Raw genomic sequence first — 19,440 nt, 5'->3', positions numbered from 1 at the left:
CTTGGCACTGTACCCAAATTCTTGCAATTTGACTGATTCCAGCATGCACAGCGCCCCAGCGGTTAATTATCCGGTGGGGCGTTCGCGTTTCCAGGGTTGGCTGGTGCTGGGGCTGGGTTTGGGCGCCTGCTTGACGGGCGCGCTCTGGCTGCGACAGCTCGACGCTATCGGATGGCGTCAGTGGCTGTTTGCCGGGGTTCTGTTGGGCGCTTGCGGAACTGCGGCGGTGGCTTGGCGCCGGTGTGCCCAGGGAATCTTGCGTTGGGACGGACAAGCCTGGCATTGGACTGGCGCTGATGCGTCGGTCCCGGTGCTGCTGACGGTACATCTTGATGGTCAATTCGTTTTGTTGTTGAGCCTGCGCCCAGACACGGGTAAGCGCCTCTGGCTCTGGCCGGAAAGCCGACTTGATGCGGCGCATTGGAACGCTTTGCGCCGGGCTGTCTTTTCTCGTGGCGGCGCGGGACACGCTCAAAACGCCGCTGCCATCGTTCACACGTCGAACTGGTGACATGGTGAGTGCAGACTCCACAAAACCCTCTCTGCCGGCACTGACCGGGGCCACTGACAGCGACCTGATGCTGGTGGAGCGCGCTGTCGCGGGTGATCAGAACGCCTACGAATTGCTTGTGATTAAGTACCAGCGCCGGATTCAACGCCTGATTGGCCGCATGGTGCGTGATGTGGACTTGGTGGAAGACATTGCCCAAGAGACTTTCATTCGGGCCTATCAGGCCTTGCACCAGTTTCGCGGGGACGCCCAGTTTTACACCTGGCTGTACCGCATTGCGGTCAACACGGCCAAAAAATTCTTGATGGAACTCAAGCGTGACCCCACGGTGTCGGAGAACGCCCTTAAATCAGATGATGAGGGTGATGAAACTTCTTGGGCTGGAAATGAACCAATTGACAACGAAACGCCGGAGTCGGTGCTGGCTGCCAAGGAAATTGCCATGGCGGTAGATGCCGCCCTCGAGGCTTTGCCAGAGGATTTGCGACAGGCGTTGACTTTGCGCGAAATTGAAGGCTTGAGCTATGAGGAGATTTCGGAAGTGATGGATTGCCCGATTGGTACCGTTCGCTCCCGAATTTTCCGCGCTCGGGAAGCGATATCTGACATTGTGAAACCAATGCTGGAAAGACAGACCAGCAAACGCTGGTAAACCACAGGCTGAGACGGGTAAAAAAACTGGAATTGATGATGCAAGAAGCTGCGAAAAATCGTGAATTGATATCGGCACTGGCCGATGGGCAGTTGCGCGATGAGGATTTCGCGCGAACGGTTGAATGGGTCAATCAGACTGAAGAGGCCCGACTCACCTGGCGCACCTATCATCTGGTGGGCGATGTGTTGCGCTCGGGTGAGCCGGTGGTGAGTGCACGCGATGCTGATTTTCTGCAAAGTTTGAAGTTGCGCCTGCAGCAGGAGACGCCGCAATTGCGTCATGCGATCGCTCCTGAATTAATAGCTAATGATCCAGGTACGACGGGGGCTGGAGTCCAGAATGGCTCAAGATATTGGAGTGCCAACGACGGTCGATTCCGCTGGAAAATGCTGGCTGGCTTGGCTTCGTTGTCGACGGTCGCGCTCATTGGCTGGCAAATTGTCAGCGGCTGGGGTGATCTGGGTGGGGCGCGGCAACTCGCGCAGGTGCCAGTTCAGGCGCTCCAGCCCGAGGTCGGGTTAACGCAGCCTGGCGTCGGTGCTGAGCCGCAGCGCATGATCCGCGACCCGCAACTTGATGCGCTGCTGGCGGCACACAAACAATTTGGCGGTACATCTGCGCTGCAGGGACCGGCTGGGTTTCTTCGTAACGCCACGTTTGAGGGAGGCGTTCCTTGAGCCATTACCTAGCTGGGTTGCTGCTCATGGCGCTGAGCGCCACAGCAACGGCTCAGACCACGATTAGCGCTGCGGCGCCTGCGGCTGTTGACCGACCCGTCGCTGAGCGCAGTATCGGCGACTGGTTGCAGCGCATGCACGATGCGTCGCGCCAGCGCGCCTATGTGGGTACATTTGTGGTGGCGGGGGGAGGGCGCTTGTCAAGCGCCCGCATTTGGCATGTCTGTGATGGCACGCAGCAGATGGAGCGCGTGGAGTCGCTGACGGGCGCGCCGCGCTCCACGTTTCGCCGCAACGACCAGGTACTGACGTTTTTGCCCGAGAACCGGGTGGTGCTGGCAGAAAAGCGCGAGTCATTGGGACTTTTCCCGCAGTTGCTGCAAGCAAACAATGCTGCCATTGCGCAGTATTACCGTGTTCACGAGTTTGGCCGTGATCGGGTTGCCGGTTTTGAAGCCGATGTGTTGGAACTGCAGCCGGTCGACAGCTTGCGTTTTGGCTATCGGGTCTGGATTGAGAAAGATACTGGATTGATGGTCAAACTGCAAACCCTGAACGCGCGGGGGCAGGTGCTGGAACAAGCGGCTTTCTCCGATTTGCAATTTGACGTGCCGGTCAGCATGGACCAGCTGGCGCAAATGATGAGCCACACCGAAGGCTATAAGCTTGAGAAGCCTCAAATGCGCAAAACCACGGCCGAAGCCGAAGGTTGGTTTTTAAAGCAAGTAGTACCCGGTTTTCAGCCCATGAGCTGCTACCAGCGCTCAGTGAAGGGCAGCGCTCAAAGTCAGCATGAGCACACCGTGCAATGGATTTTTTCCGACGGGCTCGCGTCGGTTTCGCTTTTTATCGAGCCCTTTGTTGCCCGGCGTCATGGTCAGCCAGCGAGCCAGGCCATGGGCGCCACACACACCCTGACGCGTCGTTTGGGGGACTGGTGGCTCACAGCGGTTGGCGAAGTTCCGACCGAAACCCTGGCGGCTTTTGCGCAGGGGCTTGAGCGGCAGAAATGAAACCTTATATGTCCGAAGCGTATCGAAGCCCTGTTTCCGTTAATTAGCCATTTGTTTATTGAAGAAAGGTCGATGATGATTCATATCGATTGGAAGAAGTTGCATTCTTTTGTTCTCGCCAGTGCTTTTGCCTTGACGGCGTCGGTCGTTCTGGTGCCCGTGTCGCAGGCGATGGCTCAGGTGCGCACCTTGCCGGACTTTACCGACTTGGTGGAGCAAGTGGGGCCATCGGTGGTGAACATTCGTACGCTTGAAAAGGTGACGCCATCCGACGGTTCCGGTGGTGTGGACGAACAAATGCTGGAGTTTTTCCGTCGTTTCGGGTTGCCGATTCCGAATATGCCCAATGGTCCGAAAAATCCGCACCAGACGCCGCCCAAGAATCATCCGCCGATGCCAGAAGACTCGCAGCCGCGTGGCGTCGGTTCCGGCTTCATCCTGTCGGCGGACGGTCTCATCATGACCAATGCCCACGTCGTCGACGGCGCTGACGAGGTGCTGGTGACGCTGACTGACAAACGCGAGTTCAAGGCCAAAATCATTGGTGCGGACAAGCGCAGTGATATTGCGCTGGTCAAGATCGAGGCCGTCGGCCTGCCGGCTGTCAAAGTGGGCGACGTGGGTCGACTCAAAGTTGGCGAATGGGTGATGGCGATCGGCTCGCCGTTCGGCTTGGACAACACCGTGACGGCCGGCATTGTGAGTGCCAAGCAGCGCGACACGGGCGACTATCTGCCCTTCATTCAGACCGATGTGGCTATCAATCCTGGCAATTCGGGCGGCCCCTTGATCAACATGCGCGGCGAAGTGGTGGGTGTCAACAGCCAGATTTATTCGCGCTCGGGTGGCTCTATGGGCATCTCGTTTGCCATTCCGATGGACGAAGCGTTTCGCGTCAGCGAGCAGTTGCGCGTGTCGGGTCGGGTCTCGCGCGGGCGCATCGGTGTGCAAATTGACCAGGTGACCAAAGAGGTGGCGGAGTCCATCGGTTTGGGCAAGGCCCAAGGGGCGCTGGTACGCGGTGTCGAGCCTGGATCGCCGGCCGAGAAGGCAGGCGTGGAAGCAGGCGACATCATTATCAAGTTCGAAGGGAAGGCGGTCGAGAAATCCAGTGACTTGCCGCGCATGGTGGGTAGCACCAAGCCGGGTACCCGAAGCAGCCTGACTGTGTTTCGTCGTGGTAGCCAGAAAGAGTTGACTGTCACCATCGCGGAGATTGAAGCAGACAAAGTCGCAGCCAAAGCGGCTGAGAAGGTGGAAAAGCCCAAAGCATCCAGCGCAGGGCAGGCGCTTGGATTGGCTGTCACCGAATTGACTGATGCGCAGAAGAAAGAACTCAAGGTCAAAGGTGGCGTGAAGGTCGAAGCCGCGACCGATGCGGCTGCCCGCGCTGGTATCCGTGAGGGCGACGTGATTGTTGCCGTTGCCAATGTGGTGATTGCCAACATCAAGGAATTCGAAAGTGCGCTGGCAAAGCTTGACAAGAACAAGGCCGTCAGCGTTCTGTTGCGGCGTGGCGAATGGGCGCAATATGCGGTGATTCGACCGGCGCGTTAGGCAAACAAGCGGTGCAAGACCCCAATTCCAGGAGGGGCTTGATGTTTTTTTACCCGTCTTTTTGTTCGGCCCAAGTTTGCATTCACTAACTTTCAGTTTTAACTATGGCTGTTTTGGTTAGAATGAGAGTACACAATTGGGGCTTAAAGGCATATCAAAAGGGTTCAACCCCACGATGCGGGATAATGAACAGGGATGCACAGGTGATCCACAGTTCACCCACAAGTTGTCCAGAGGTTGACCTATCGATTATGTTGATAAGCTGTGTATAAAATTTTGTTGCTGCACTGCAACGACTCATGTTGACTGTTTTTTGGGCTGTATGTTCTGGGGTTTTTACCTACAATGAACTTCCAGCTATCGCAGTTGCCAATGATTGTTGGTTCAGGGCGCGTCAAAACTTGACGTGCCCTTTTTTCTTGCCTCTCATCGTTCTAATTCAGTCACTTGAAGCTCGCCCTTGATGAATCACATCAGAAATTTTTCGATTATTGCGCACATTGATCATGGCAAATCCACCCTGGCAGATCGCTTGATTCAGCGTTGTGGGGGTCTGCAAGAGAGGGAGATGGAGGCCCAGGTGCTGGACTCGATGGATATCGAGAAAGAGCGCGGGATAACCATCAAGGCGCAGACGGCGTCACTCAAATACAAAGCGCAGAACGGCCAGATTTACAACCTCAATTTGATCGACACACCGGGGCACGTTGACTTCTCCTATGAAGTCAGTCGTTCGCTCTCTGCCTGTGAGGGTGCACTGCTGGTGGTGGACGCCAGCCAGGGCGTCGAAGCACAAACGGTGGCCAACTGCTACACCGCGCTTGATCTGGGGGTGGAGGTGGTGCCGGTCTTGAACAAGATGGACTTGCCCAATGCAGATCCAGATAACGCCAAGATAGAAATTGAAGATGTGATTGGCATTGATGCCACTGATGCGATCGCGTGCTCGGCCAAAACCGGCATGGGCATTGACGAAATCCTGGAAGCCGTGGTGGCTCGCATGCCGCCGCCCAGAGGCAACCCGGCCGGTCCACTGCGTGCCATGATCGTCGACAGCTGGTTCGACACTTATGTGGGTGTGGTGATGCTGGTGCGTGTGGTCGATGGGCGTCTGTCCAAGGGTGAGCGCATCAAGATGATGGCCACCGGCACCACCTACAACGCCGACAGCCTGGGGGTCTTCACGCCCGCTAATGAACCGCGCGAGTCATTGGAGGCGGGTGAGGTCGGTTACATCATTGCCGGCATTCGCGAACTGCAGGCGGCCAAGGTGGGTGACACCATTACCCTGATCAAAGCCGGTACCGGTGGTGCCGCGTTTACGGCCACCGAGCCCTTGCCGGGTTTCAAGGAAATCCAGCCACAGGTGTTTGCGGGCCTTTATCCGACCGAGGCCAGCGAGTATGAAAGTCTGCGTGACAGCCTGGAAAAACTCAAACTCAACGACTCTTCACTGCGCTATCAACCTGAAGTGTCGCAGGCTCTGGGTTTTGGTTTCAGGTGTGGCTTTCTGGGTCTGCTGCACATGGAGATCGTGCAGGAGCGTCTGGAGCGCGAGTTTGACCAGGATCTGATCACCACGGCACCGAGCGTGGAATACCAGGTGGTGCAGGCGGATGGCACGGTCAAGATGGTCGAGAACCCATCCAAGATGCCCGATCAGGGTCGCCTTGACGAGGTGCGCGAACCGATTGTCACCGTGCACTTGTACATGCCGCAAGACTACGTGGGTGCGGTCATGACGCTGGCCAACCAGAAGCGCGGCGTGCAGATGAATATGGCGTACCACGGCCGGCAAGTGATGCTCACTTACGAAATGCCGCTGGCAGAGATCGTGATGGACTTTTTTGACAAACTTAAAAGCGTGTCGCGCGGCTACGCGTCGATGGACTATGAGTTCAAGGAGTACCGCGCCGCCGATGTGGTCAAGGTTGATATTTTGCTCAATGGCGACAAGGTTGATGCGCTGTCCATCATCGTGCACCGCTCCCAGTCGCAATACCGGGGTCGTGCGGTGGTTGCCAAAATGCGCGAGATCATCTCCCGGCAAATGTACGACGTGGCGATCCAGGCCGCGATCGGGTCCAACGTCATTGCGCGTGAGACAATCAAAGCCATGCGCAAGAACGTGATTGCCAAGTGCTATGGCGGCGACATTTCGCGTAAACACAAGCTTTTGGACAAGCAAAAAGAAGGTAAGAAACGCATGAAACAGATTGGTTCGGTGTCCGTGCCGCAAGAGGCATTTTTGGCGATTTTGCAGGTGGACGCTTGATGCAAATCCTGACTTCTTTCATTCTGGCGGCCTTCGTCGGCTACGCCGGTGCCTGGTACCTTGGCATGCTCGAAGGCAACTTCGCCTTGTTGCTGTTTCTGGCCACGGTGGTGACCGGGGTTTACTGGCTGGCCGAGCGCTTTTACTTCCTGCCGCAGCGGCAGAAGGCGGTGGCGTTGCTGGAGGCTGATGCGATCAAGCGCCGCGAAGCACTCGTCAAACAAGGTATCAGCCAGGTTGACATGGATATCACCGAGGCCAGAAGCCGCCTGCTGGCGCAGCCCTGGTGGCTGGACTGGACGGCGGGCTTGTTCCCGGTGATCATCGCCGTGTTTTTCTTGCGCTCGTTCCTGTTCGAGCCCTTCAAAATTCCGTCTGGTTCCATGATTCCGACCCTGACGGTGGGCGACCTGATTCTGGTCAACAAGTTTCACTACGGTGTGCGCCTGCCGGTGCTCAATACCAAGATAAGCGAAGGCACGCCGCCGCAGCGCGGCGATGTGATGGTGTTCCGCTATCCACCCAAACCAAGCCTCGATTACATCAAGCGTGTGGTCGGCGTCCCCGGTGATGAGGTGGCTTATCTGAACAAGCGTCTCACCATCAATGGTCAGGTGATTGAAACCGTCGCGTTGCCGGAGTACTTCGACGAAGACGCCATGCGTTACTTCAAACAGTTTGAAGAAACCCTGGGTGAGCAAAAGCACCGTTTGCTCAACGATGATGACCGGCCCGCCTTTATTCCCGGCGCGGACGACTTTGCCTTCAGGCAAAACTGCCGCTACAGTGTTGAAGGCGTGGTATGCAAAGTGCCTGCAGGCCACTACTTCATGATGGGCGACAACCGCGACAACTCGCTGGACTCGCGTTACTGGGGTTTTGTGCCGGATAAGAACATTGTTGGTAAAGCATTTTTTGTCTGGATGAACTTCAGCAGCTTGAAGCGCATCGGCTCGTTCAACTGATTAGGAGAATGCGAGATGGTTCAGTTCAAATCCAGGCAGCGTGGCCTGTCTTTTTTGGGGCTCTTGTTTGTCGGTGGTCTGCTGGCTGTGGCGGGCGTCATCACCGCCCAAATTGTGCCCACTGCCATCGAATACCAGGCGGTTCTCAAAGCGGCGAACAAGGCCAGTGAAGGCAATTCGGTGGCCGAGGTGCGCAGTATTTTTGACAAGGCGGCAGCGGTCGACAACATCAGTTCCCTGAGTGGCAAGGACCTGGAGGTCACCAAGGAGAACGACAAGATCGTCGTCAGTTTTTCCTACCAGCGCGAGATTCACCTCGCCGGTCCCGGCTACCTGACGCTTAAATATGCCGGACGTTCCCGCTAAAGTGTTCGCTAAGAGGTGTGGGTTTGAATAATGGTTTGATGGCGCTGCAGGCTCGCTTGCAGCATGAGTTTTCCAACCCGGGTTTGTTGACGCGCGCACTCACCCATCGCAGTTTTTCACTTGATCACAATGAACGGCTGGAGTTTCTGGGCGACTCGGTGCTGGGTCTGGCTGTGGCTGACCTGCTGTACGAGCGCCTGAGCACGCTGCCGGAGGGCGATTTGTCGCGTGTGCGTGCCAATCTGGTCAAGCAAGATACGCTGCATCATTTGGCGCTGGGCTTGGGTTTGCCTGAGGTCATTCGACTGGGCGAAGGCGAGGCCCGCTCGGGCGGACATAAGCGGCCTTCCATCCTGGCTGACGCGCTGGAGGCTGTCATTGGGGCGGTTTATCTGGATGCCGGTTTTGCCGTGGCACAAGGCTTGGTGCGGCGCCTGTTCCAGGCGGTTGAAATCAAATCCGACATGGAGGCCATTGGCAAAGACCCGAAGACCGAATTGCAGGAATGGTTGCAAGGGCGCAAGATGAACCTGCCGCTGTACCGGGTGGTTGCCACCCTGGGGGCGGCGCACAAGCAGACGTTTGACGTCGAGTGCGAAATTGTCGAACTCAATTTTCTGGAACGTGGCATCGGCGGCTCCCGTCGTGCCGGCGAACAGGCCGCAGCTGCTGCGATGCTGCAAACACTCAAGGCAAAGGCCGCGCAATGACCGCTTCAAAAACTACTGTTAAAACACCAAAACCCAAGAAATTGGATGTCGCCAAATCATCTGCTACTGAATCAGTAGCTTCTGATGCAATAACGGCGGGGGCTGAAGGCCAGAATGATATAGAAAGCATGCTCAAGAGCATGCGCGTGGGTGCGGCGGGGACGCCGGTGGCAGGTCAGCGCTGCGGCTTGATCGCCATCGTCGGCAAACCCAACGTCGGTAAATCGACTTTGATGAATGCGCTGGTCGGCCAAAAGATCAGCATCACCTCGCGCAAGGCGCAAACCACGCGCCACCGCATCACCGGCATTCATAGCCAGGGCGCGACGCAGTTTGTGTTTGTCGATACGCCGGGCTTCCAGACGCGGCACAACAACCCCCTGAACCGCTCGCTCAACAAAACCGTGCTCGGCGCGGTCGGCGACGTGGACCTGATTCTGTTCGTGGTGGAGGCCGGCATGTTCAACCAGGCCGATGCCAAGGTGCTGGCGCTGCTAAGTAAGGACATTCCGACCCTGCTGGTGGCCAACAAGCTCGATCAGGTCACGCGCCGCGCCGACATCGCGCCGTGGCTGCAGGAAATGCAACAGCGCCACAAATTTGCCGAGTTCGTGCCGATGTCGGCCAAGAACGCCAAGGACATCGAGCGCATGCTGGGCATCTGCGAAAAATACCTGCCCGAGCAAGCCTGGTGGTACGCCGAAGACGAGTTGACCGACCGCAGCGAGAAATTCCTGGCCAGCGAGACGGTGCGCGAAAAGCTGTTCCGCCTGACCGGCGATGAGTTGCCCTACACCTCCACAGTGGTGATCGACAAGTTCGAGGAAGAGGCTGGTCGCGGCAAGCAAAAGCGCCTGCTCCGGATTGCCGCCACCATCGTGGTCGAGCGTGACACGCACAAAGCCATGGTGATTGGCGACAAGGGCGAGCGCATCAAGCGCATCGGCATGGAAACCCGCGTGGAGCTGGAGAAAGCGCTGGACTGCAAGGTGTTCATCGAAATGTGGGTCAAAGTGCGCTCCGGTTGGGCCGACGATGAAGCGCGGGTGCGCTCGTTCGGCTACCAGTGATCTGCTGATCCCCCCGTGGCGACCCAACGCATCTCTGACGAACCCGCTTACGTCCTGCACCGCTATGACTGGAGTGAGTCGAGCCTGATTCTGGAGGTGTTCACCCGCCACCATGGCCGCATTGCTCTGGTGGCCAAGGGCGTCAAGCGGCCCAGCTCCAGTTTTCGCCCGATTCTGTTGCCTTTGCAGCCCTTGCATGTGGCCTTTGGCGGCGATGCCGAAATTCGCACCTTGAAAGCTGCCGAGTGGCAGGGCGGCCACGTCATGCCGACCGGCGACGCGTTGATGTCCGGTCTGTACCTCAATGAACTGTTGTTGACACTGCTGGCGCGCGACGACCCGCACACCCGCTTGTTTGACGTCTATTCCCAGGTGGTGCAGGTGATCGCCTCCGAGCATGGCGAGGTTTTGCAGTCGGCCTTGCGCGCCTTTGAGCTGTTGCTGCTGCGCGAGATCGGCTTGTTGCCCCTGCTGGATGCGCAGACCATGACGCTGTTGGCACTCGACCCACAGAGCCGCTACAGCCTGGTGCCCGAGGGCGGTTTGCGTCAGACCAATGACGCTGATCGGGCCAGCCTGAGCGGCGCCCAATGGGTCACGCTGCAGCAGTCGCTGGCCGACTCGGCACCGTTTACCACCACGCTGCGCGCCTGTTCGGAAGTGATGACGCAACTCAAACCGCAACTTCGCACGCTGCTGAATTACCATTGCGGGGTGCAGACCCTGCGCACGCGGCAAATGATGATCGACCTGCAATCCCTTTAGCTATGACCACCAAGCTTTCAGTCAACCTCAACAAAGTGGCGCTGGTGCGCAACACGCGCCACCTGGGCATCCCCAGCGTGACGCGGGCGGCCACCTTGTGTCTGCAGGCCGGCGCCCACGGCATCACGGTGCATCCCCGGCCGGACGAGCGCCATATCCGCACCGACGATGTGCGGGATCTGGCGCTGTTGATGCAAGCCTGGCCGGACCGTGAATTCAATATCGAAGGCAACCCGCTGCACAATTTGATGGACGTGGTGCATGGTCTGGTTGAGAAAAAACTGCCGGTGCACCAGGTGACCTTTGTGCCCGATTCAGAGGGTCAATTCACCAGCGACCACGGCTGGAATTTCCCGTTTGACGCGCAGCGCCTGCGGCCCTTGATCGATCAAGCCCATGCCTGGGGCCTGCGTGTCAGTCTGTTCATGGATGCCGACCCGACCGCCATGGCGGCGGCACGCGCGGTAGGGGCCGACCGTGTTGAGCTCTACACCGAGCCCTATGCCGCCGCTTGGGGCACGCCGCAACAGGACGCGCAACTTGCGCGCTTTGCCCAGGCGGCGCAAGCCGCGCTGGACGCCGGGCTGGGCGTCAACGCCGGCCATGACCTGAACCGCGACAACCTCGCCGCTTTCATTCAAGCCGTGCCGGGCGTCGCCGAAGTGTCAATCGGCCATGCCCTGATTGCCGACGCGCTGGAGCTGGGCTACTGCGCCACGGTGCAGGCCTACCTGCGCTGCATCGACCAGGGCCGGTCGTGATCTACGGCATTGGCACCGACATTTGCGACGTGCGCCGCATCCGCGCCAGTCTCGCGCGCCACGGCGAGCGCTTTGCGCTGAAGATTCTCAGCGACGCTGAATTTGCCACTTGGCAAGCGCGTAGCGTGCGCTGGCCGGAACGCGGCGTGCGTTTTCTGGCGACTCGTTTCAGTGCCAAGGAGGCCTTCAGCAAAGCCATTGGCTTGGGGCTGACGATGCCCATGACCTGGCGCTCGTGCGAAGTTGGCAACTTGGCCAGCGGCAAGCCCACCATCGTGCTGCATGGCGCCTTGAAAGACTGGTTTGACGCGCGGGCCTTAAGCGCCCATGTGAGTGTGACCGATGAAACCGACTACGCTGCCAGCTTCTGTGTGGTCGAAAGTTTATAAGAAATTGGCCTCTAGCCCCCGTCTAATATACGTAAGTAGCTATTAAACATATAGCATTATTTTCTACCAAAGGTTTCCCGATGACCCAACATGCGCCTCTCATCATTGACATTGCGGGCTTGAGCCTGTCCCGCATTGACCGCCAGCGCCTGCAACACCCCTTGGTGGGGGGCATCATCCTGTTTGCCCGCAACTGGCAGAGCCGCGCCCAGCTGACCCAGTTGTGCCGCGACATCAAAAAAGTGCGGCGTGACTTGCTGATCTGTGTTGACCACGAAGGCGGCCGTGTGCAGCGCTTCAAGACCGATGGGTTTACCCATTTGCCGCCCATGCGGGCTTTGGGCGAGCTATGGATGAACGATAAAAAAGGCGGACAGGGCAGTGGTGCCATGCGTGCCACCAACGCCGCCAGCGCCTGCGGTTTTGTGCTGGGGTCTGAGTTGCGGGCCTGTGGTGTCGACTTCAGCTTCACGCCGGTGCTGGACCTTGATTTTGGTGCCAGCAGTGTCATCGGCGACCGCGCTTTCCATCGTGACCCGCGCGTGGTGAGTCTGCTGGCCAAAAGCCTGATGCACGGTCTGTGCATGAGCGGCATGGCCAATTGCGGCAAACACTTTCCGGGTCATGGCAGCGTAGCAGCCGACTCCCACAGCGCCGTTCCCGTGGACAAGCGCAGCCTGAAAGCGATCCTGGCTGACGACGCCGCGCCCTATGGCTGGCTGAACACCACGCTGAGCAGTGTCATGCCCGCGCATGTGATCTACCCCAAGGTCGATGCGCGGCCAGCGGGTTTCTCAAGCAAATGGTTGAACGACATCCTGCGCGGCCAACTGGGCTTTGGCGGTGCCATCTTCAGTGACGACCTGTCGATGGCCGGCGCGCGTCTGCTCGACGGCGAGCCGGTCAGCTACACCCAGGCGGCGGTGGCGGCATTGAACGCGGGTTGTGACCTGGTGTTGCTGTGCAACCAGTCGCCCGCCAGCAGCGAGGGCGCTGGCGGCGCGCTGGACGCCTGGATCAACGGGCTGACCGAGGCGCAGCTCAAAGGCGCCTGGCAGCCCTCGGAGGCCAGCGAAGAGCGCCGCCGCGCGCTCTTGCCACAAACGCCCGCGCTGCCATGGGATGACTTGATGCTGCGCCCCGATTACATACATGCGCTGACGCTGGTGCCCTAGGGGGAGCGGTGCAGCCGCGGCGCCGCGATCATGTCGGTGGTTGCGGCATCGATGTTGGGGTGCTGCGCCAGTAGTTTGGCTTGGGAGAGGAGGACGCGCAGTTGCTGCAAATCCTTCACCGTGGGGGCGACTTTGATCTGTGCCAGCGCGGCCGAACTGTTGCCTGCTTGAATCAGGGCGGCGACCTTGGTCGCCCACACTTGGGGACGTGACATACGAAGAACTCCTGACAATCGCTTTGCTTATGAGCCATTTTGGCACGTTGCCCGCGTGCATTCTTTGTGAGTAGCTATTAAAAATATAGCTTTATTCAAGACGACAGCAGCCGGCGGCAAGCCTGGCAAGCTTGGCCCATCCCGGCTGCGCGGCGACCGACAGTGCGGCCGTCGGTTTCCGCGACAATGGCCGCCATGAATCACCCCCCGCGCCTTTGGTTTCGCCTGGTTCCGGCCTATGCCCTTGGCTATTTCTTGTCGTATGGACTGCGCAGCGTCAACGCCGTGATCGCGCCCGAGTTGATGCACGAACTGGACATGACGGCCACCGGCCTGGGTCTGCTGACCTCTGCCTATCTGCTCGCCTTTGGCCTGTTTCAACTGCCGCTGGGTCTGCTGCTCGACCGCTTTGGCCCGCGCCGGGTCGAAGCGGCGCTGCTGCTGGTGGCCGCCGCGGGCTGCGCGCTGTTCGGCCTGGGGACGACGATCGGCGTGCTGGTGCTGGCCCGTGCGCTGATCGGCCTGGGCGTCTCGGCCTGCCTGATGGCCAGTTTCAAGGCCTTCAGCCAGTGGTTCCCGGTCGAGCGGCTGCCGTCGTTGACGGCCACCATCATGGTCGCCGGTGGTCTGGGCGCGCTGTCGGCCAGTGTGCCGGTGGAGGCCGCGCTGCCGTTGCTGGGCTGGCGCGGCGTGTTCTTTCTTTGCGCCGGTTTGCTGGTGCTGACGGCGGGTTTTCTGCTGACGGTGCCCGACCATGCCGCGGGTACAGAGCGCGAGCCCTTCGTTCAGCAGCTGCGCACCCTGCGCGCCATCTTCTGTGACCGCACGTTCTGGCGGTTTGCGCCGCAGGGTTGCCTGGTTTCTGGTGGCTTCATGGCGATCCAGGGCCTGTGGGCGATGCCCTGGCTGATGGAGGTCAACGGCGTAACGCGCACCGATGCCGCCGGTGTGCTGTTCTTGCTGGCGCTGGCCATGCTGGCCGGCTTCCTCTTCGTGGCCACCTGCTCGGGTTGGTTGGCCCGCCGCGGCATTGCGCCGATGACGCTGCTGAGCGTCGGCATGGGCCTGGCGCTGGTGACCGAGCTGGCCATCATTCTTGACCTCACCCGCCCGGCCTGGCTCTGGCCGCTGCTCGGCGTGTCGTTCAGCCTGAGCAATATCGCTTATTCGCAGCTCAGCGCGGCCTTCCCGGTGGCGCTGGCCGGGCGGGTCAATACCGCCCTCAACCTGCTCGTTTTCGTCGGCGCCTTTGGCCTGCAATGGGGTATTGGCGCCGCCGTGGACGGCTTCGCCGGTGGCATGAGTCGCGCTGCTGCCTTTCGACTCACGTTCGCCGCGCTGCTGCTGGTGCAGGGGCTCGCTTTTGCGTGGTTCCTGCTGCCCGTCAAGCGGGTCCATCCAGCGCCATGACCGAGCGACCTATCGTCCATCCATCATGACTTTACCGAGGCCGATTCATTCATGAAGTCCAGATCAACCAGCGGGGGCCTGGTCTACAGCACCGACAGCGGGCGCATGTGTCCGCAGTGCCGCTTGCCCGTGGCCAGTTGCCGTTGCAGCGCTACCGTGGCTGCGGCGCCGTCAGATGGCGTGGTGCGCGTATCGCGTGAAACCAAGGGCCGCGCGGGCAAGGGCGTGACCCTGGTGCGTGGCCTGGCGCTGGAGCCGCCGGCGCTGGCCGCCCTGGGCAAACAGCTCAAAACGGCCTGTGGTTCGGGCGGGACGGTCAAGGAGGGGGTGATTGAAGTGCAGGGTGACCACTGCGTGCGCGTGATGGAAATGCTCAAGAGCCAGGGCTTTGTGGTCAAGCGGGCAGGGGGCTGAGCATGCAGCCGCAAGACCTGCAATTGCTGGTGACGCGAAGCATGCCGTTTGGTAAATACAAAGGCCGGATCATTGCCGACCTGCCGGGCGACTACCTGCGCTGGTTTGTGCGCGAAGGTGTGCCCAAGGGTGAAATCGGGCGGCTGCTGGCCCTGATGCATGAGATTGACCACAACGGACTCAACGACTTGCTCAAGCCGCTGCGCAAGGGTTGAAAAGGTAATCATTAGGCCACAAACACCCTTGCCTTGCGTGGCGTCAGCACCAGCGTGTCGCCTTCCTTGAAATCGAGTTCCCGGTAATGCTGGGCCGGGATTTGCGCCTCAATGATGTCGCCGCTGCCGGCTGCTGATGCATCCAGCGGCAGCAGCTCCAGCCGGGCAATCGGTCCAATCACCATCGCGCGGGTCAGCTTGGCCACAATGCCGCGCGGCTGGTCTGCCGCGTTCAAGCCCACCACGTAGCGCTGCACATCCAGATCATGCGGGCGCACGTAGGCAAAGGCTTTGCTGTCCTGCACATCGCTGTGCTCAGGGCTGGCCAGGCGCAGGCCGTGCTGGTCTTCGCCGATGAGCATTTCGCCCTCATGGGCGCGACCGTGAAACAGGTTCACGTCGCCCAAGAAGCCATAGACAAAGGGGCTTGCCGGGTGGTCCCACACCTCTTGCGGCGAGCCAATTTGCTCCACTTGGCCGCTGTTCATCAGCACCACCCGGTCGGCCACTTCCAGCGCTTCTTCCTGGTCATGGGTGACAAAAATGCTGGTGACGTGCAAGTCGTCATGCAGGCGGCGCAGCCAGCGGCGCAACTCCTTGCGCACCTTGGCATCGAGCGCGCCAAAGGGCTCATCGAGCAGCAGCACCTCGGGTTCCACAGCGAGCGCGCGCGCCAGGGCAATGCGCTGGCGCTGCCCGCCGGAGAGTTGTGACGGGTAGCGGTCCGCCAGCCAGTCGAGCTGCACCAGACCCAGCAGCTCATGCACTTTTTGCTTGATCACGGCCTCTGCGGGGCGCGTTGCCTTGGGCTTCATGCGCAGGCCAAAGGCCACGTTGTCAAACACGCTCATGTGGCGAAACAAGGCGTAGTGCTGAAACACGAAGCCCACGTTGCGCTCGCGCACATGCTTGGTCGTCGTGTCTGCGCCATTGACCACGATGTGGCCCTGGTCGGCGGTTTCCAGTCCGGCGATGATGCGCAACAGCGTTGTTTTGCCGCAGCCTGAGGGGCCGAGAAGCGCCACCAGTTCACCGGATTCGATGTCCAGGTTGACGCTGCGCAGGGCGTGGAAGGTGCCAAAGTCTTTGCTGACGTTGCGGATTTCTATGCTCATTTTGTTTAATTCAGTACGTTTTTTATATCTAAGTTAATCGCTTTTTTTCGTTGCTTCCCCCACTCACTCCCCCAACCCCTCTCTCGCCCCGCCGGGCGAAAGAGGGGGGCCTCATTTGGCCATGTGTTTGAAGGTTGGAAATTGGTCTTTGCCTGCGCGCTGGCCTCGAAGTGACTGCAACCCATGAACAGCCCGATCAAATTCATGGCTTGATCAACGTCAAATGGCGCGTGTACGTCCCACCTAAAAACACGCGGCCAAATGTGGCGGTTAGCTCCCTCTTTCGCCCGGCGGGGCGAGAGAGGGCGGGGGGAGTGAGTGGGGGCAGAACAAGACATAACTAAATTAGCGTCAAAAATTCAGCAATCAACTCAAGCGACAGGACGTTCAGGCGGCAACGCAGCCGCCGCCTTCATGTCGCGTTCAAACTGCCACTCCACCACCGACTTGATCAACAGCGTCAGCACCGCCAGCAGTGCCAGCAGCGAGGCCACGGCAAAAGCCGCTACCGACTGGTATTCGTTGTACAAAATCTCCACATGCAGCGGCAGCGTGTTGGTCTGGCCGCGGATGTGGCCTGAGACCACCGACACCGCGCCAAACTCGCCCATGGCGCGGGCGTTGCACAAGATCACGCCATAAACCAGCCCCCACTTGATGTTGGGCAGCGTCACATGCCAGAAGGTTTGCCAGCCGGTGGCGCCCAGCACGATGGCCGCTTGCTCTTCTTCGGTGCCTTGCGCCTGCATCAGCGGAATCAACTCCCGCGCGATGAAGGGAAAGGTGACAAAAATCGTGGCCAAAATGATGCCCGGCACGGCAAACACAATTTTGATGTCGTGCTCAGCCAGCCACGGCCCGATCCAGCCCTGCGCGCCAAACATCAACACGTAAATCAGGCCCGCCACCACCGGCGACACGGAAAATGGCAGGTCGATCAGCGTGGTCAAGAACGCTTTACCCTTGAACTCGTACTTGGCCACGGCCCAGGCGGCTGCCACACCAAACACCAGGTTCAGCGGCACCGCCACGGCAGCGGTGATGAGCGTCAACCTGATGGCACTCCAGGCATCGGGTTCGCGCAAGGCTTCCAGTGCGGCAGGCAGGCCTTTGCGCAGCGCCTCGGTGAACACTGCGGCCAGCGGCAGCAGCAAAAACAGCAGCACAAAACCCAGTGCCAGTGAGATCAAGGAGACGCGTACCCAAGTGGGCTCAGAGGTTCCCGCACGCGCACTCATGTCTTTCCCCCCGAGCGGCGGCGCTGCCAAGCTTGCAGACCGTTGATGATCAGCAGCATGACAAACGAAATACCCAGCATCACCGTGGCCACGGCGGTGGCACCGGCGTAGTCGTATTGTTCGAGCTTGCCGATGATGATCAGCGGCGTGATTTCAGAAATCATGGGCATGTTGCCGGCAATGAAAATCACCGAGCCGTATTCGCCGATGGCACGCGCAAAAGCCATGGCAAAACCGGTCAGCAGCGCGGGCGCGATGGTCGGGAAAATCACGTAACGAAAGGTCTGCCAGCGGCTGGCGCCCAGGCAGGTGGCGGCTTCTTCCAGTTCTTTCTCGGCGTCTTCCAGCACCGGTTGCACGGTGCGCACCACAAACGGCAGGCCAATGAAGATCAGCGCAATCACGATGCCGTTGCGGTTGAACGCCAACTGGATGCCCAGCGGCTCCAGGTATTGGCCAATCCAGCCATTGCCGGCCAGCAGCGCAGTCAGTGAAATGCCCGCCACCGCAGTGGGCAGGGCAAATGGCAAGTCCACCAGCGCATCGATGATTTTTTTGCCTGGGAAGCTGTAGCGCACCAGTACCCAGGCCAGCAACAGGCCAAAAAACACGTTGACCAATGCCGCCACAAACGACGCCCCAAAGGTCAGCCGGTACGAGGCCAGCACGCGTGGGCTGGCCACTGCGGCCCAGAACTCCACCCAGGTCAGGGTGAAGGTCTTGAACAGCAGGGCGGAGAGCGGGATCAGCACGATCAGGCTGAGGTAAAACAGCGTGTAGCCGAGCGTCAGCTTGAAACCCGGCAGCACGCGCCGGGTGGCGCGTTTGGCGGGCAAGCCACCCGCGAGGGGCGATGGGGAGAGGATGGCAGAGGTCATTGAAGCGTGATCAAAAGGTTGTCATGCCGGATGCGGTCCGGCAGTCAGGGCGGTGTAACGCTTACTTGACGGTATAGATCTTGTCGAACTGGCCGCCGTCGTTGAAGTGAACCTTTTGCGCTTCAGAGAGCGAGCCAAAGTACTCGCTCACCGGGAACAATTGCAACGGTTTGAAGGTGCTGGCGTATTTGGTCAACACTTTTTGATTGCTTGGGCGAATGCCGTGTTTGGCAGCAATTTCTTGCGCTTCGTCGGAGTACAGGTAGTTCAGGTAAGCCTTGGCCAAATCGCCGGCGCCTTTCTTGGCCGCGGTACGCTCAACGACTGCCACCGGGTTTTCGGCAATGATGCTGACCGACGGGTGAACGGCATCCACCTTGCCGGCGCCAAATTCGCGGTCCACCGACACCACTTCAGACTCAAACGTGATCAGCACGTCGCCAATGTTGCGCTGCAAAAAGATGGTGGTGGCATCACGCCCGCCCTTGGCCAGCACGGGCACGTTTTTGAACAGCTTGCTCACAAACTCAGCCGCTTGCGCGTCGGTGCCGCCCGTTTTGCGCACATAGCCCCAGGCGGCCAGGTAGGCCATGCGGCCATTGCCACCGGTTTTGGGGTTGACCACGATCACCTTCACATCGGGGCGAATCAGGTCATTCCAGTCCTTGATGCCTTTGGGGTTGCCGTTGCGCACCAGAAACAGCATGGTCGACGTGGTGGGCGAGGCATTGTTGGGGAAACGCTTGGCCCAGTCAGCCGCGACGATGCCACTTTTGGCCAGAAACTCGACATCGGTGGTGGTGTTCATGGTGACCACATCGGCGTCCAGCCCGTCGTTCACGGCGCGGGCTTGCGCGCTGGAGCCGCCATGGGCTTGATCCACCTTGACATCCTTGCCCTTGGTCTTCTTGTAATTGGCCACAAAAGCTGCGTTGTAGTCCTTGTAAAACTCGCGCGACACGTCGTAAGACGCATTGAGCAGGGTTTGAGCTGCTGCAAATTGTGTAGCTGTAAGCGCAATACCAGCAAGGGCTAGAGTCACTTTTTGCATAAATTTCATGGTGTT

General features: G+C 59.5%; 22 protein-coding genes. 17 read left to right on the top strand and 5 right to left on the bottom strand.

Going from position 1 to position 19,440, the window contains the following annotated elements:
• Nucleotides 1–43: 43 nt before the first annotated feature.
• The 14 genes from WA157_RS19310 (at nt 44) to nagZ (ending at nt 12,889) form a co-directional block, all read left to right on the top strand.
• Nucleotides 44–511 carry a hypothetical protein gene (locus WA157_RS19310; RefSeq protein WP_422622530.1) on the top strand — a complete coding sequence of 156 codons (468 nt, stop codon included), beginning with the start codon at nt 44–46 and terminating at the stop codon, nt 509–511.
• A 1-nt stretch (nt 512) separates the two neighbouring features.
• Nucleotides 513–1,163 (top strand): RNA polymerase sigma factor RpoE, encoded by a 651-nt coding sequence (gene rpoE, locus WA157_RS19305; RefSeq protein ID WP_422622529.1) that lies wholly within the window; start codon nt 513–515, stop codon nt 1,161–1,163.
• 38 nt (nt 1,164–1,201) lie between these two features.
• Entirely contained in the window at nt 1,202–1,843 is a 642-nt protein-coding gene (locus tag WA157_RS19300; RefSeq protein ID WP_422622528.1) for a sigma-E factor negative regulatory protein, read from the top strand.
• The gene (locus WA157_RS19295; RefSeq protein WP_422622527.1) at nt 1,840–2,856 is read left to right on the top strand and encodes a MucB/RseB C-terminal domain-containing protein; all 1,017 of its coding nucleotides are present in this window, start codon (nt 1,840–1,842) and stop codon (nt 2,854–2,856) included. The genes WA157_RS19300 and WA157_RS19295 overlap by 4 nt, the downstream gene beginning before the upstream one ends.
• A gap of 75 nt (nt 2,857–2,931) precedes the next feature.
• Nucleotides 2,932–4,413 carry a Do family serine endopeptidase gene (locus tag WA157_RS19290; protein ID WP_422622526.1) on the top strand — a complete coding sequence of 494 codons (1,482 nt, stop codon included), beginning with the start codon at nt 2,932–2,934 and terminating at the stop codon, nt 4,411–4,413.
• A 463-nt stretch (nt 4,414–4,876) separates the two neighbouring features.
• Nucleotides 4,877–6,688: a translation elongation factor 4 gene (gene lepA / locus WA157_RS19285; protein ID WP_422622525.1), complete on the top strand. Its 1,812-nt coding sequence runs from the start codon at nt 4,877–4,879 to the stop codon at nt 6,686–6,688.
• Nucleotides 6,688–7,653: a signal peptidase I gene (lepB, locus tag WA157_RS19280; RefSeq protein ID WP_422622524.1), complete on the top strand. Its 966-nt coding sequence runs from the start codon at nt 6,688–6,690 to the stop codon at nt 7,651–7,653. Before lepA ends, lepB begins: the two co-directional genes overlap by 1 nt.
• Nucleotides 7,654–7,668: 15 nt before the next feature.
• A complete protein-coding gene (locus WA157_RS19275) occupies nt 7,669–8,019 on the top strand; it encodes a DUF4845 domain-containing protein (RefSeq protein WP_422622523.1) in 351 nt (116 codons plus the stop codon).
• Between the two features lie 38 nt (nt 8,020–8,057).
• On the top strand, nt 8,058–8,729 hold the full coding sequence (gene rnc, locus WA157_RS19270) for a ribonuclease III (protein ID WP_404818591.1): 672 nt from the start codon (nt 8,058–8,060) through the stop codon (nt 8,727–8,729).
• A 128-nt stretch (nt 8,730–8,857) separates the two neighbouring features.
• Entirely contained in the window at nt 8,858–9,799 is a 942-nt protein-coding gene (gene era / locus WA157_RS19265; protein WP_422622522.1) for a GTPase Era, read from the top strand.
• 15 nt (nt 9,800–9,814) lie between these two features.
• On the top strand, nt 9,815–10,564 hold the full coding sequence (recO, locus tag WA157_RS19260) for a DNA repair protein RecO (protein ID WP_422622521.1): 750 nt from the start codon (nt 9,815–9,817) through the stop codon (nt 10,562–10,564).
• A 2-nt stretch (nt 10,565–10,566) separates the two neighbouring features.
• A complete protein-coding gene (locus WA157_RS19255) occupies nt 10,567–11,325 on the top strand; it encodes a pyridoxine 5'-phosphate synthase (protein ID WP_422622520.1) in 759 nt (252 codons plus the stop codon).
• Entirely contained in the window at nt 11,322–11,714 is a 393-nt protein-coding gene (gene acpS / locus WA157_RS19250; protein ID WP_422622519.1) for a holo-ACP synthase, read from the top strand. Before WA157_RS19255 ends, acpS begins: the two co-directional genes overlap by 4 nt.
• 80 nt (nt 11,715–11,794) lie before the next feature.
• Entirely contained in the window at nt 11,795–12,889 is a 1,095-nt protein-coding gene (gene nagZ, locus WA157_RS19245; protein ID WP_422622518.1) for a beta-N-acetylhexosaminidase, read from the top strand.
• Here the strand turns inward: nagZ and WA157_RS19240 are convergent.
• Nucleotides 12,886–13,104, bottom strand: a complete 219-nt coding sequence (locus WA157_RS19240) for a hypothetical protein (RefSeq protein ID WP_422622517.1) — start codon at nt 13,102–13,104, stop codon at nt 12,886–12,888. The two genes, nagZ and WA157_RS19240, sit on opposite strands and share 4 nt — an antisense overlap.
• Before the next feature lie 195 nt (nt 13,105–13,299).
• Between WA157_RS19240 and WA157_RS19235 the strand changes: the two genes are divergently transcribed.
• From WA157_RS19235 to WA157_RS19225, 3 genes are read left to right on the top strand one after another with little or no spacing between them, the layout of a single operon-like run.
• Nucleotides 13,300–14,514, top strand: a complete 1,215-nt coding sequence (locus WA157_RS19235) for an MFS transporter (protein ID WP_422622516.1) — start codon at nt 13,300–13,302, stop codon at nt 14,512–14,514.
• 51 nt (nt 14,515–14,565) lie between these two features.
• Nucleotides 14,566–14,928, top strand: a complete 363-nt coding sequence (locus WA157_RS19230; protein WP_422622515.1) for a translation initiation factor Sui1 — start codon at nt 14,566–14,568, stop codon at nt 14,926–14,928.
• A 2-nt stretch (nt 14,929–14,930) separates the two neighbouring features.
• Entirely contained in the window at nt 14,931–15,143 is a 213-nt protein-coding gene (locus WA157_RS19225) for a DUF3820 family protein (RefSeq protein WP_422622514.1), read from the top strand.
• Nucleotides 15,144–15,154: 11 nt separating this feature from the next.
• Here the strand turns inward: WA157_RS19225 and WA157_RS19220 are convergent, their stop codons facing one another.
• From WA157_RS19220 to WA157_RS19205, 4 genes are all read right to left on the bottom strand, one after another.
• Nucleotides 15,155–16,258, bottom strand: a complete 1,104-nt coding sequence (locus tag WA157_RS19220) for a sulfate/molybdate ABC transporter ATP-binding protein (RefSeq protein ID WP_422622513.1) — start codon at nt 16,256–16,258, stop codon at nt 15,155–15,157.
• A 371-nt stretch (nt 16,259–16,629) separates the two neighbouring features.
• Nucleotides 16,630–17,496, bottom strand: a complete 867-nt coding sequence (gene cysW / locus WA157_RS19215) for a sulfate ABC transporter permease subunit CysW (protein ID WP_422622512.1) — start codon at nt 17,494–17,496, stop codon at nt 16,630–16,632.
• Nucleotides 17,493–18,374, bottom strand: coding sequence for a sulfate ABC transporter permease subunit CysT (gene cysT / locus WA157_RS19210; RefSeq protein WP_422622511.1), 882 nt, complete (start codon nt 18,372–18,374; stop codon nt 17,493–17,495). The genes cysW and cysT overlap by 4 nt, the downstream gene beginning before the upstream one ends.
• Nucleotides 18,375–18,435: 61 nt before the next feature.
• Entirely contained in the window at nt 18,436–19,434 is a 999-nt protein-coding gene (locus WA157_RS19205; protein WP_422622510.1) for a sulfate ABC transporter substrate-binding protein, read from the bottom strand.
• Nucleotides 19,435–19,440 lie beyond the last annotated feature (6 nt).

The organism is Rhodoferax ferrireducens, assembly GCF_049302455.1.
Taxonomy (GTDB): Bacteria; Pseudomonadota; Gammaproteobacteria; order Burkholderiales; family Burkholderiaceae_C; genus Rhodoferax; species Rhodoferax ferrireducens_B.
This window is presented reverse-complemented; position numbering and strand designations above follow the sequence as displayed.

Excerpts from the sequence above, each read along its gene's own strand:
- WA157_RS19310 (WP_422622530.1), top strand. The coding sequence starts at position 44 with ATGCACAGCGCCCCAGCGGTTAATTATCCGGTGGGGCGTTCGCGTTTC.
- rpoE (WP_422622529.1), top strand. The coding sequence starts at position 513 with ATGGTGAGTGCAGACTCCACAAAACCCTCTCTGCCGGCACTGACCGGG.
- WA157_RS19300 (WP_422622528.1), top strand. The coding sequence starts at position 1,202 with ATGCAAGAAGCTGCGAAAAATCGTGAATTGATATCGGCACTGGCCGAT.
- WA157_RS19290 (WP_422622526.1), top strand. The coding sequence starts at position 2,932 with ATGATTCATATCGATTGGAAGAAGTTGCATTCTTTTGTTCTCGCCAGT.
- lepA (WP_422622525.1), top strand. The coding sequence starts at position 4,877 with ATGAATCACATCAGAAATTTTTCGATTATTGCGCACATTGATCATGGC.
- lepB (WP_422622524.1), top strand. The coding sequence starts at position 6,688 with ATGCAAATCCTGACTTCTTTCATTCTGGCGGCCTTCGTCGGCTACGCC.
- WA157_RS19275 (WP_422622523.1), top strand. The coding sequence starts at position 7,669 with ATGGTTCAGTTCAAATCCAGGCAGCGTGGCCTGTCTTTTTTGGGGCTC.
- rnc (WP_404818591.1), top strand. The coding sequence starts at position 8,058 with ATGGCGCTGCAGGCTCGCTTGCAGCATGAGTTTTCCAACCCGGGTTTG.
- era (WP_422622522.1), top strand. The coding sequence starts at position 8,858 with ATGCTCAAGAGCATGCGCGTGGGTGCGGCGGGGACGCCGGTGGCAGGT.
- WA157_RS19255 (WP_422622520.1), top strand. The coding sequence starts at position 10,567 with ATGACCACCAAGCTTTCAGTCAACCTCAACAAAGTGGCGCTGGTGCGC.
- nagZ (WP_422622518.1), top strand. The coding sequence starts at position 11,795 with ATGACCCAACATGCGCCTCTCATCATTGACATTGCGGGCTTGAGCCTG.
- WA157_RS19240 (WP_422622517.1), bottom strand. The coding sequence starts at position 13,104 with ATGTCACGTCCCCAAGTGTGGGCGACCAAGGTCGCCGCCCTGATTCAA.
- WA157_RS19235 (WP_422622516.1), top strand. The coding sequence starts at position 13,300 with ATGAATCACCCCCCGCGCCTTTGGTTTCGCCTGGTTCCGGCCTATGCC.
- WA157_RS19230 (WP_422622515.1), top strand. The coding sequence starts at position 14,566 with ATGAAGTCCAGATCAACCAGCGGGGGCCTGGTCTACAGCACCGACAGC.
- WA157_RS19225 (WP_422622514.1), top strand. The coding sequence starts at position 14,931 with ATGCAGCCGCAAGACCTGCAATTGCTGGTGACGCGAAGCATGCCGTTT.
- WA157_RS19220 (WP_422622513.1), bottom strand. The coding sequence starts at position 16,258 with ATGAGCATAGAAATCCGCAACGTCAGCAAAGACTTTGGCACCTTCCAC.
- cysW (WP_422622512.1), bottom strand. The coding sequence starts at position 17,496 with ATGAGTGCGCGTGCGGGAACCTCTGAGCCCACTTGGGTACGCGTCTCC.
- cysT (WP_422622511.1), bottom strand. The coding sequence starts at position 18,374 with ATGACCTCTGCCATCCTCTCCCCATCGCCCCTCGCGGGTGGCTTGCCC.
- WA157_RS19205 (WP_422622510.1), bottom strand. The coding sequence starts at position 19,434 with ATGAAATTTATGCAAAAAGTGACTCTAGCCCTTGCTGGTATTGCGCTT.